Source organism: Mesorhizobium sp. M5C.F.Ca.IN.020.29.1.1 (assembly GCF_003997375.1).
Lineage (GTDB): Bacteria > Pseudomonadota > Alphaproteobacteria > Rhizobiales > Rhizobiaceae > Mesorhizobium > Mesorhizobium wenxiniae.
The window spans coordinates 1-10,402 of record NZ_RZSW01000200.1; the positions used below are offsets into that span (position 1 = coordinate 1).

Below are 10,402 nucleotides of genomic sequence, written 5' to 3' on the forward strand. Positions count from 1 at the left end.
ATCTTCATCGGCGGCGGCGGCAGCGATACCGGCGTGCTGGGCGCGGCAATCAAGGCCCTGCGTGTTGGCGGCCGGCTGGTCGCCAACGCGGTGACGCTGGAGATGGAGGCGCTGCTTCTCGCCCGTCACGCCGCGGTCGGCGGCGATCTCACCCACATCTCTATCTCCCGTGCTTCACCGGTTGGTTCGATGCAGGCATGGCGGCCGGCTATGCCGGTCACCCAATGGAGCTGGGTCAAGCCATGATGATCGCGGGCATCGGCAGCCGCAAAGGCGTGAATGTGCAAGACGTTCTTGCGGCCATAGAAACCGCGCTGGAAGCGCATGGGCTGGCGATGACGGCGCTTTCGGCGCTCGCCACCGCTTCTCTGAAGCAGGACGAGCAGGCAATCTTCTCGGCGGGGCGCGAGCTCGCCCTGCCAGTGATCGTTGTCGAGGACGATGCGCTCAGGGCCGCGTCTTCGCGCGCAATCAGCCGCTCGAGCCTGTCGCAGGAACATGCCGGCACGCCGTCGGTTTCCGAAGCCTCCGCGCTTGCCGCCGCCGGGAAAGGCGCAAAACTGCTTGGGTCCCGCATCGTGCTCGGCCCGGTCACCTGTGCCATCGCCATCAGCGGAGACGCGGTATGACCGTCCACTTCATCGGCGCCGGACCGGGCGCGGCCGACCTCATTACGTTGCGCGGCAGCCGGCTGCTGGCAAGCTGCCCGGTCTGCCTCTATGCCGGCTCGATCGTCGCCCCGGAACTGTTGCAGCACTGCGCGCCCGGCACGAAATTGATCGACACCGCGCCGATGTCGCTCGACGAGATCGAAGCGGAATATGTGGCGGCCCACCAGGCCGGCCACGATGTCTCCCGCCTGCATTCCGGCGACCTGTCAGTGTGGAGCGCCGTTGCCGAGCAGATCCGCCGGCTGGAGAAGCACGGCATCGCCTATACGCTGACGCCGGGCGTGCCGTCGTTCGCGGCCGCTGCGGCATCGCTGCGCCGCGAACTGACCATTCCCGAAATCGCACAAAGCTTGGTGCTGACCCGCATCTCCGGTCGTGCCTCGAAAATGCCGCCCGGCGAAACCCTGGCCGGCTTCGGCCGCACCGGCGCGACGCTAGCCATTCACCTTGCCATCCACGCCATCGACCGTGTCGTCGCCGAGCTGACGCCATTCTATGGCGCCGATTGCCCGGTGGCGGTTGTCTTCCGCGCCTCCTGGCCGGACGAGCGACTGCTGACCGGCACGCTGGCGACGATCGCGGCGCAATTGGCCGCCGATCCGATGGAGCGCACGGCGATCATCTTCGTCGGCCGCTCACTGGCAGCGGAAGACTTTGGCGAGAGTTCACTTTACGACGCCCATTACCAGCGGCGTTTTCGCGGACGGGACGGATTGTGAACGACGGAACCGGAAGCAGAGGTGGAAACGCGACGATCGAACAGGCTTTGGCCCGGCTGAACTTCAAGCCGCGCCAGCTCGAGCCGGGCCATGTCTGGCTGGCCGGCGCCGGCCCCGGCGATCCCGGCTGCCTGACGCTGGAAGCGCTGGCCGCGCTTGGGCAGTGCGACGCCCTCGTCTACGACGCGCTGGTATCTCCCGATGTCGTGGCAGTGGCGGCGAGTGCCGAGCTGTTCTATGCCGGCAAGCGCGGCCGCCAACCGTCGATGAAGCAGGAAGACATCACCGCCTTGCTTGTGCGGCTGGCGCGAGAAGGCCGCCGCGTCGTCAGGCTGAAAGGCGGCGACCCCTATGTTTTTGGCCGCGGCGGCGAAGAGGCGCTGGCGCTGGCGCGCGAAAACATCCCGTTCCGCATCCTGTCCGGCCTGACTTCAGGTCTCAGCGCGCTGGCTGGAGCCGGCATCCCGGCCACCATGCGCGGCATCAACAAGGCGGTGATCCTGGCCACCGGCCACGCTGCCGGCACCGATGATGATCTCGACTGGGCGGCAATCGCCCGGACCGGCCAGCCGGTGGTTGTCTATATGGGAATGGCCAATCTGCCGCTGATATCAGCCTCGCTGCTCGAGGGCGGCCTGCCGCCTTCCACGCCTGCTGCAGTGATCGTCGCCGCGACGACGCCGCAGGAGCGCATCGTCGTCGCCACGCTCGCCACCATCGCCGAGGAGGCGGCCGCCGCCGGGTTGACCTCGCCGGCGCTGATCGTCGTCGGCGGCATCGTCGCGATGCGTGCGGCATTGGCGGGCGAGCCATGACCCGCGCAATCATCATCGGCGCGCCGCGCTCGGGCTCGGGCAAGACCAGCGTCACCATCGGCATCTTGCGCGCGCTGGCCCGGCGCGGTGCGAAAGTGCGTGGCGCCAAATCCGGGCCGGACTATATCGACCCCGGCTTCCACACCGCCGCGACAGGCCTTTCCGGCGTCAATCTCGACAGTTGGGCAATGCCGCCCGCCTTGCTCAACGCGCTAGCCGGTGACGCAACTGAAGATGCCGATTTCATCTTCCTCGAAAGCGCGATGGGCTTGTTCGACGGGATTCCCGCTGCTCCAGGCCGCACCGGCTCGGCCGCAGATCTTGCCCGGCTTTACGGCCTGCCGGTGCTGCTGGTGCTCGACGTTTCCGGGCAGTCGACCACGTCGGCGGCCGTCGCCAAGGGTTTTGCTACATATGATCCCGATGTGCGTATGGGCGGCGTCGTGCTCAACCGGTTGGGCAGCGAGCGTCACCGCCGGCTTTGCAGCGGCGCGATCGAGGCGATCGGCCTGCCTGTTGTCGGCGCGATCCTGCGTGATCCATCGCTTAACCTGCCGGAGCGCCATCTCGGCCTCGTCCAAGCCGGCGAATATGAGAATTTGATGGCCCATCTCGACCGGCTGGCCGACATGGTCGAAAGATCGCTCGACCTCGAGGCCATCATGGCGCTGGCGGCGCCAATTGCGCCCGCAGCGGGCAGCTTCAGCGGCGCGCTGCCGCCACCCGGCCAGCGCATCGCACTGGCCGAGGACGCCGCCTTCACCTTCCTCTATCCGCATGTCGCGACGCATTGGCGCAAGGCCGGGGCGGAAATCGTCCCCTTCTCGCCGCTCGCCGACGAAGCGCCCAGCGACAATTGCGATGTCTGCTGGCTGCCCGGCGGCTATCCCGAGCTTCATGCCGGCCGCCTTGCGGCGGCTGAGAATTTCAGGGCCGGCATTGAGGCGTTTTCGGCAACTCGGCCGGTGCATGGCGAGTGCGGCGGCTTCATGGTGCTCGGCGAAGCGCTGGAGGACGCATCGGCAGAGACGCACCGGATGCTCGGCCTGCTCGGTCACTCGACCAGCTTTGCCAAGCGAAAGATGAATCTCGGCTACCGCGAGGCGCGGCTGCGCGCCGATTGCCCACTGGGACCCCAGGGCACGCTGATCCGTGGCCACGAATTCCACTATGCGCAGATGATTGCGACCGGCAATGACGAGCCGCTGGCCGACCTCGCTGACGGCCAAGGCAATCGGCTCGGCGCCTCCGGCTGCCGGCGCGGCCATGTCAGCGGCACTTTCTTCCACGCCATTGCGAGAGGCGAGAGCATGATCCCGGACGGAGGGTTCGCGCCAGCGAAAAGCGGGAACCGGTTTTCGGAATAGATCATGCTCAAACTCAAGGACATGCTCCCTTCGCTTCGCCAAGCGCTCGATGACATCGCGCTCTGCGTCGTCTTCTTATCCCGGCTGCCGCTGCCGGTCGTCGATTTCCGGGACCGCGGCCTTGCTGCCGCGATCTGGGCAGCGCCGGTCGCCGGCCTCGCCGTCGCTCTGATTGGCGCCTTGGTTTACGCGATCGGGACCTGGCTCGGCCTTGCATCTGGCCCGGCAGCGGCACTTGCCCTTGCCGCGATCTTGCTCGCCACCGGCTGCATGCATGAAGACGGACTTTCGGATGTCGCCGACGGTTTTGGCGGCGGCAAGACACGCGAGAAAAAACTGGAGATCATGCGCGACAGCCGCATCGGCACATATGGCACTTGTGCGCTCGGCCTCTCGCTGCTGATCCGCTGGAGCGTGCTTTCCGAATTCGCCAGCCCGGTGCAAGTTCTCGTCGCTCTCATCGCTGCGCATGCCGCATCGCGCGGCCTGCTCGGCGCTTTCATGCGTCTGTTGCCGCCGGCTCGCAGCGACGGTCTCTCGGCCGATGCAGGCACCGTGTCGGCCGAAACCGCCATTGCCGGCGCCGTGCTCGGCGCTGTGGCGGTGCTGACGCTAGGGTTCGGTGGCGCGGTCGCCGCGCTCATCCTGCTCGGCCTGTTGTTTGCCGCCTTCCGTATGCTGTGCCTCAACCAGATCGGCGGCCAGACCGGCGATACGGTCGGCGCGCTGCAGCAGTTTGGCGAGATCGCAATACTGCTCGTCGCTTCCGTTTGCCTTTCCTGACTCTGTTTCGGAGACTTTGCCCCCATGTCTTTCAAATCGCTTGATGAATTACGCGCGGCCTGCCTCGACCTGCCTGCCGGCAGCGACGCCGCGGCAAATGCTGTCGCCCGCCGCCAGGACACGTTGACCAAGCCGCAAGGCAGTCTCGGCCGGCTGGAAACCATAGCGGCCTGGCTTGCGCGCTGGCAGGGCCGCGACATGCCGAAGCTCGGCCGCGTCAAAGTCTTCGTCTTTGCCGGCAATCACGGCGTCACCGCACAGGGCGTGTCCGCCTTCCCGTCAGAGGTCACCGTGCAGATGGTGGCGAATTTCGCCGGCGGCGGTGCCGCCATCAACCAGATTGCCCGCATCGCCGGTGCTGAACTCGAAGTCATTCCGCTCGATCTCGAACATCCGACCGGCGATTTCACGCAAGTGCCGGCAATGGACGACGAAGCCTTCCTCGCCGCCGTTTCGGCCGGGTACGGCGCGGTGACGAAAGACCTCGACCTGGTCTGTTTCGGCGAAATGGGCATCGGCAACACCACGCCGGCGGCAGCCATTTCGGCCGCCCTGCTCGGCGGCGGCGCGGAAAAATGGACCGGGCGCGGCACCGGGGTCGACGATGCCGGCCTGGTGCGCAAGATCACCGCCATCGAGGCCGGCCTCAAGCGCCACGCCGAGGCGCTTGCCGACCCGCTGAAGATCGCAGCAGCCCTTGGCGGACGCGAACTCGCCGCCATCTTTGGCTCTACGCTGGCCGCACGCCATCTAGGCGTACCTGTGCTGCTCGACGGCTTCGTCTGCACCGCCGCCGCCGCACCGCTGGCAAAATTGCACCCCACCGGCCTCGCCCACACCCTTGCCGCCCATGTCTCTGCCGAATCCGGCCATCGCCGGCTGCTCGAGGGGCTCGGCCTGCCGCCGCTGCTCGATCTCGGCATGCGGCTCGGCGAAGGCTCCGGCGCGTGCCTCGCTGTCAACATTGTCCGTTCGGCGCTCGAATGTCATGCCCGCATGGCAAGCTTCGCCGAGGCTGGGGTGTCGGAGAAGTAAATGCTCGCAAACTCATGAGAGGCGACACGGCTCGATATAGGGGCATGAGACTGAGATTTTCAGTCTCACATTCTCGCCCCGTTCCCAAGGTCTTGCCACCTAAGTCTTTGAAATCTTTGGTGGGTGCGACAGGGATCGAACCTGTGACCCGCTGATTAAGAGAAGGCAGACGCGCCAGCAAAATCAATCGCTTAGGTCTACGGCACGTGAGATTTGCCGGAAAAATCAGCGGGTTTTCTCACGGCCTCATGGGCGGGATCTCGGCCGGTCCTCTGACAGCTTTTCCAGTCGCTCGCCGAGCTCGTCGATCGCCTTGACCAGGCGCGCCTCCATGTCGCGCAGGGCGGCGTATCCGGCATAGTTCTTGGCCACCTCGAGCTTGAACTCGGCCAGCTCGTGGGCGCCCTTGCTGCGGATCTCGTCGATGCGGTCCTGAATGATCTTCAGGCTGCCCTGCATGGCGGCGTTAGCGAGAGCGTTGGTGTTGTTGCCGCCCTCGATCGCTTTCTCGTTTCGCACAGTGGCGGCCTCGATCGCGGCGACGCGCCAGCGCAGCGTGACCCATGCGGCGATGCCGCCGGCGAGCGCGAAAGCGACAGTCAGAACGTGTGTGATGTTGATGGTCCAGTCGACGGTCACTTGGCGCAACCGTATTTCTGGACGCGGCCCTTGTTCATCGCCAGGCCCTGCGCTGTCGGTCGGGCACGCTCGACCAGGATCCGGTTCACGTCCGGCGGCGCCGGAGCGATGTTCACCAGCACGTCACAGGGATTGACCAGCGACGGGCTACACGCAGCCGCCAAGGAGAGCGCACAGAGCATCGTCGTCAGCAGCAAGAACCTGTTCATCGATCTTCTTCCCGTCCTTGAGGATGGTGACGCGGTCATCCGCGAGCTTGGAAAGCACACTGGCGCGCCCGTCAGCGCGTCCCTTCACATAGATGCCGCCGACCAGCGCGGCGGCCAGGAGAACCACGCCTACGGCCCTCCCTATTGGCGAGAATGCCATTCCGAGCAGCGCACCCATCAGAGCGGCGCCATATCGAGGGCGTCAGCGAGCCTGACCGCCTTGCGCTTCGCGTACCAGCGATAGGCAAGCCCGCCGACCACCAGGAGCGTGCTGACCACGCCAAGCACGACCACCACATTGGTGATCCACTCGCTCGAGTAGGATAGGGGCGACAACTGATCCTGCAGCGTCTGTACGGTCCCGGCGACGCCGCCACCAGCGACGCCGCCGCCTGTTGCAGCGTCGGCCGGCGCGGTCGACGGCGGCGCCTTGGCATCCTCGATAAAGCCCTTGGCCTGGCCGCCGTCCACATGGATAGCCGCTGGAGGCGTCTCGCCGGTTGCCCAGGCACGGCCGATCGAGCGCACGCCAGCAACGCGCGAGCTCCAGCCCTTGCCGAATGTCCGCCACGTCTTCAGAGCCTTCAGGAAGGCCAGGCGCTGGGCGCAGATGCGGTCGATCAAGGCGTCGTTGTTGTCGACGCTCCTCAGCGCCGTCAGGGTCGCCATGCCCATGATCCCGTCGACGCGACCGGTGTAGAGAGGACCGAGCGCGCGCTGAAGCCACTTGATCGACTGGCTAGGGCCTGAATTGACTGCGCCGTCGAACACCACGTAATCGACGCCGGCCGGCAGCTGGTCGCCCTTCACAGCGTCCCAATACTGGCGGTCATAGATTTCGTAGACCTCGTCGCCAGTGATGCTCTTCACCGAGCGCGTTGGCAGCTTCTTGCCCTTGCGGTAGGCGTCATAGACCCGCTGGGTGACGCCCTTGTTGGTTGGGCCGCCCGGATCACGTGGGTGATTGACGTAGCCGCCCTCGTGCACCAGCACCTTGGATAGCGAGTCCTTTTCGCGCGAAACGGCCATGCCGAAAACCTCCTGAAGTTTCCGGCAGAATACGGCCCCGGGCGGGGTGTAGAGTTACGGCGCTTGCAAAGCTCCACTGGTTGCCGCAAATGGCGGGAGTGAATGGATTTCGGAGAGCTGGATGCAAAAGCGCGATTATTACTTCAATGGAATTGGCCTAATCGAGCCGGAGGAAAGCGGCGATGCGGTATTGGTTGAACTTCAAAACCCCACGGAGAACGCATGGGCTCGCATCCCGGCAAGCCAGCTTCGCGACGTGGCTTTCAAATTGCTTTTAGCGTCCCAGGACACTGCTCGGAGGCGCAACGACCAGACCCAGACCGTCACCCCGGCGCAGCACCTTCGTGCGGCCTTGTCCTCCCAAATGCCTGAACATTGCATCGTGATAGTCGAGATCGCGGACGGTCTGCCAGAGATTGCATTTGGCCTTCCAACGGCAGAATTGGTTTCATTTGTCGATGCTGCGGCGCAACTCCCGCGGCCTGATAAGCCAGGTCCAAGCAAGATAAACTGAGGACGACGATGACCACTGATTTGCCGAGAGAGAAGACTGACTTGCGATTTTCGGTTCAGGCCATTGATAACCGACGAATCCCAATGGCCATGGTGCAGACCGATGACGAAGAAGAGGCAAGAGGAAAATTCGAAGATCTCTGCGCTCACTTCTATTGGCGGCACCTTTTCCTGGTCGATGGACAGCACATTATTGAAGATCGGCCGGCGTTGAGACCACTGGGCGAGCACTGATGCCCTTCGTCCCCCCGTTCCTATATCGCCTTGCCGGGGTCAAGGCCGGTGCCGGCACCAAGATGAGCATCACGAGCGTTCGCTCCGCGCGGCGTGGTCACCATGCAATCGGCGACGAATGTATTCTCCACAACGCTTTTTCCTTTGATCGGCCCGACGCCAGGATCATCATCGGCCAGCGTTCCTTCATCGGAAAAAGCCACCTAGTTGCCGCCGATCGGATCGAGATCGGCGATGACGTAATCATAAGCTGGGGCACTACAGTCGTGGATCATAACTCGCACGCCACAGCATGGGAGCATCGCAAAGCCGATGTCGCCGACTGGCACCAGGGAAAGAAGGACTGGTCGAATATCACCATTGCGCCAGTGAAAATCGAAGACAACGTCTTTATCGGCTTCAACGCAATCATCCTGAAAGGAGTGACGATCGGTAAGGGCGCAGTCGTCGGCGCCGGCTCGGTCGTAACTAAAGATGTGGCACCTTTCACGATGGTCGGCGGCAACCCAGCAAAACTGATCGTCGCTAAACCGGCCCGTTGAGCACAGAGCTTACACGCTCACCAGCGGGGCAATGGTCGCCGCCCACTCGGCCGAGCCGACATCGTTCGGGTGGATGCCGTCGGCGATCGATGCCGTGCTATTCGTGGTCAGGGTGAGACCGTCGATGTAAAAGAGGTTGGTGTCGCCGGCCAAGGTCAGTTCATCGACCGCATCGGATTCCTGCTGTCGGTAGTCTGCAATCTTCAGGGTGAGCGCATCCTGTGCCGCACTGATCCAGTTAGACGACACCACATATACATTCACCGTCGGCGCGACCGCCCGCAGATTGGCGATCAGTGCCACTAGCGCAGCCTTGAAGCTGGCAAGAGATGTCTGTGCGGTGCGATTGTTGTAGTCAAATGTGATGAAGACAACGTCGGGGTCGGCGTTGCCAGCATCTGTTCCCCACGCCGAAGTGACACCAGACGAACCGTAGCCAAGATTGATGTGCTGCCAGCCCTTGGCGCGACAGAGGATTTCCATCCATGTTTTGTCGATGCTGGTTGCGTTAAAGCCCTGGTCGCGGCTGTCGCCGAGGAACACTGCGCGCGGCAAGGTCGAACGCGGCGTCGGCAAGGTGATCGGCGCGCCATAAGTCGTGATGCCGAGATGCGCCACGGACGAAGAGTAGGGCATGACGATTTCGATCAGGCGATCGGCATTCGAGGCGAAATCCAACCTGACGAAGAACTTGCCCAGTGCCTGCGCCGACGTGAAGTAAGTGTTGTGCACCCCATCGACGAGTATCTGGCCCTTGCCGTTGTAGCTGCCGCTTACGAGATTGAGGTTCTGGAAGTGCAGGACGACAGAGGTCGCACGCGTCTTGAACCGGCGGCGCCATCCCGGATTGGCGTTTTGGTACCCAGAGAAGACGATCGGGCGAACAGCGCTGACCTGAGACGACGTTGCGGTGAGCGTCGCTGCATAGTCGCTGTCTTCGATGTTGGGATCGTTCGGCAGCACGTCGATGGCTGGAGCAACACCGGTCGAGCCGAAGTTGGACCAGGCCGTCAGTTCGGTTGCGTCCATCGTCCTGAGCCGGAGCGTCAGCTTTGCGATGGTGCCGCCCATCGGGAAGTTGCCAGAAATACCACCACCGATGCGCAGCCTGGTGAGGCCGGTCGGGACTGTAACGACACTGTCTTGCGCGCCAACCGAGCCGTCGAGCGCCGCCTGTGCGTAGTTCGCACCCCAAGAGGCCGCCAGCCGTGTCGTTTTGTCCACAACCGTGATGCCGGGCAGGACGTTGGCCCTGACAACGTTCGCCTCCCTGATGGTGAACTGGCCCCCACCGAGCGACGACATGTTGCACTGGATGTGGTTGTTGGCGGTGGCATCATCCAACTGCGCCATGGTGCGCTGGATATTATCGGGTGCCTGGGTGCGGCCCTCGATAAATATCGACCCGAGCGTCGTGTCGAACGGAATGGTCGTCAGATCGATGCTGATTGCGTCTACTCCGCGCGAGAAGAACGCTGTCGTGGTCACCATCGGGCTGCTTCGATAGTTGCCATTCTCGTTCTGCACGAGGTCGATGGCAAAACTGTCGCCACTGGTGCCAATTCTGAGACCGACATTCGGGTTCGCAAGCGTCTGCGCCGGGATGCTCATCCGGTTCCAGTAGGCATCGGCCGGCGTCACGTCAGTCCAGGTCGTGCCGCCATCCTCCGTCATATACAAAGGCCCGGTGCCGACGAGGCGCTTGATGTAGGCCGTCTGAAAGAAGGCCGCCGAAGCAATGGTGATGGCCTGAAAGATGGTCGCATCGGCAGCAGTCGCGGTGATCGAAGACGCCGAGTTTGCGACACCATCCAGCCCGACCTGATCTTGCGCGACCGTCATATTG

General features: G+C 63.8%; 14 protein-coding genes and 1 pseudogene. 10 read left to right on the forward strand and 5 right to left on the reverse strand.

Annotated elements, in window-relative coordinates:
* The 7 genes and pseudogenes from EOA85_RS17330 to cobT all read left to right on the forward strand — a co-directional run.
* Window positions 1-246 (forward strand): annotated as a pseudogene (locus tag EOA85_RS17330) (cobalamin biosynthesis bifunctional protein CbiET); the annotation flags it as partial.
* Window positions 243-629 carry a cobalamin biosynthesis protein gene (locus EOA85_RS17335; RefSeq protein ID WP_127210533.1) on the forward strand — a complete coding sequence of 129 codons (387 nt, stop codon included), beginning with the start codon at window positions 243-245 and terminating at the stop codon, window positions 627-629. The pseudogene EOA85_RS17330 and the gene EOA85_RS17335, both read left to right, overlap by 4 nt.
* Entirely contained in the window at window positions 626-1,390 is a 765-nt protein-coding gene (cobM, locus tag EOA85_RS17340) for a precorrin-4 C(11)-methyltransferase (protein WP_127210534.1), read from the forward strand. The genes EOA85_RS17335 and cobM overlap by 4 nt, the downstream gene beginning before the upstream one ends.
* Window positions 1,387-2,205: a uroporphyrinogen-III C-methyltransferase gene (gene cobA, locus EOA85_RS17345; protein ID WP_127210535.1), complete on the forward strand. Its 819-nt coding sequence runs from the start codon at window positions 1,387-1,389 to the stop codon at window positions 2,203-2,205. The genes cobM and cobA overlap by 4 nt, the downstream gene beginning before the upstream one ends.
* Window positions 2,202-3,572: a cobyrinate a,c-diamide synthase gene (locus EOA85_RS17350; RefSeq protein WP_127210536.1), complete on the forward strand. Its 1,371-nt coding sequence runs from the start codon at window positions 2,202-2,204 to the stop codon at window positions 3,570-3,572. The genes cobA and EOA85_RS17350 overlap by 4 nt, the downstream gene beginning before the upstream one ends.
* 3 nt (window positions 3,573-3,575) lie before the next feature.
* Entirely contained in the window at window positions 3,576-4,355 is a 780-nt protein-coding gene (locus EOA85_RS17355) for an adenosylcobinamide-GDP ribazoletransferase (protein WP_127210537.1), read from the forward strand.
* 24 nt (window positions 4,356-4,379) lie between these two features.
* Window positions 4,380-5,390, forward strand: coding sequence for a nicotinate-nucleotide--dimethylbenzimidazole phosphoribosyltransferase (cobT, locus tag EOA85_RS17360; protein ID WP_127210538.1), 1,011 nt, complete (start codon window positions 4,380-4,382; stop codon window positions 5,388-5,390).
* Between the two features lie 246 nt (window positions 5,391-5,636).
* Here cobT and EOA85_RS17365 read toward each other — a convergent pair whose 3' ends face one another.
* The 4 genes from EOA85_RS17365 to EOA85_RS17380 are packed head-to-tail and all read right to left on the reverse strand — an operon-like array spanning window position 5,637 to window position 7,267.
* Window positions 5,637-6,029 (reverse strand): hypothetical protein, encoded by a 393-nt coding sequence (locus EOA85_RS17365; RefSeq protein ID WP_127210539.1) that lies wholly within the window; start codon window positions 6,027-6,029, stop codon window positions 5,637-5,639.
* Complete coding sequence (locus tag EOA85_RS17370; RefSeq protein ID WP_127210540.1) at window positions 6,026-6,238, reverse strand: hypothetical protein; 213 nt, start codon at window positions 6,236-6,238, stop codon at window positions 6,026-6,028. The genes EOA85_RS17365 and EOA85_RS17370 overlap by 4 nt, the downstream gene beginning before the upstream one ends.
* Window positions 6,177-6,365 (reverse strand): hypothetical protein, encoded by a 189-nt coding sequence (locus EOA85_RS17375; RefSeq protein WP_245485835.1) that lies wholly within the window; start codon window positions 6,363-6,365, stop codon window positions 6,177-6,179. The genes EOA85_RS17370 and EOA85_RS17375 overlap by 62 nt, the downstream gene beginning before the upstream one ends.
* A gap of 50 nt (window positions 6,366-6,415) precedes the next feature.
* Window positions 6,416-7,267, reverse strand: coding sequence for a glycoside hydrolase family 108 protein (locus EOA85_RS17380; RefSeq protein WP_127210541.1), 852 nt, complete (start codon window positions 7,265-7,267; stop codon window positions 6,416-6,418).
* 121 nt (window positions 7,268-7,388) lie between these two features.
* On the opposite strand from EOA85_RS17380, the gene EOA85_RS17385 reads away from it, so the two are divergent.
* The 3 genes from EOA85_RS17385 to EOA85_RS39880 are packed head-to-tail and all read left to right on the forward strand — an operon-like array spanning window position 7,389 to window position 8,556.
* The gene (locus tag EOA85_RS17385; RefSeq protein WP_127210542.1) at window positions 7,389-7,781 is read left to right on the forward strand and encodes a hypothetical protein; all 393 of its coding nucleotides are present in this window, start codon (window positions 7,389-7,391) and stop codon (window positions 7,779-7,781) included.
* A gap of 8 nt (window positions 7,782-7,789) precedes the next feature.
* The gene (locus EOA85_RS17390; protein WP_127210543.1) at window positions 7,790-8,014 is read left to right on the forward strand and encodes a hypothetical protein; all 225 of its coding nucleotides are present in this window, start codon (window positions 7,790-7,792) and stop codon (window positions 8,012-8,014) included.
* The gene (locus EOA85_RS39880; RefSeq protein ID WP_127210544.1) at window positions 8,014-8,556 is read left to right on the forward strand and encodes an acyltransferase; all 543 of its coding nucleotides are present in this window, start codon (window positions 8,014-8,016) and stop codon (window positions 8,554-8,556) included. The genes EOA85_RS17390 and EOA85_RS39880 overlap by 1 nt, the downstream gene beginning before the upstream one ends.
* A gap of 9 nt (window positions 8,557-8,565) precedes the next feature.
* On the opposite strand, the gene EOA85_RS17400 is transcribed toward EOA85_RS39880, so the two are convergent.
* The coding region (locus tag EOA85_RS17400) for an SGNH/GDSL hydrolase family protein (protein ID WP_164759712.1) at window positions 8,566-10,402 on the reverse strand (1,837 nt) is incomplete at its 5' end.